At 69.0% G+C, this 290-nt stretch carries 1 pseudogene; it reads right to left on the reverse strand.

Annotated features, from left to right (window positions below):
- Nucleotides 1-144: 144 nt before the first annotated feature.
- Nucleotides 145-290: pseudogene (locus MKL11_RS28615) on the reverse strand (flagellar biosynthesis protein FlgA); the annotation flags it as partial.

Raw genomic sequence — 290 nt, forward strand, 5'->3', positions numbered from 1 at the left:
AGGCTCTCGTCCGGTGCGATCGGGATGAAGGGACGCAGAGGCCTCACTTCGAGCGCCCTTTGCCGCTCGGCTGTGGCGTTGCGATCTGGTGCCGAGGAAGGTTGGCCTTGTCGAGCAGGCGCGAGCAGTCGACAGCCTGCCCCCTCAGCCCGCAGGCCGGGAAGGCGAGGCCGTCGTCCGGCGGGCTGAGGTCGCAGCCGTTGGCCACCGCCGCCATCTCCAGGGCGGACTTGGTGCCGTCGAGGAAGGAATTGAACATCTGCGGGTTGAAGTCGCCGCCGGCGACCTGC

The organism is Methylobacterium sp. J-077 (assembly GCF_022829365.1).
Classification (GTDB): Bacteria; Pseudomonadota; Alphaproteobacteria; order Rhizobiales; family Beijerinckiaceae; genus Methylobacterium.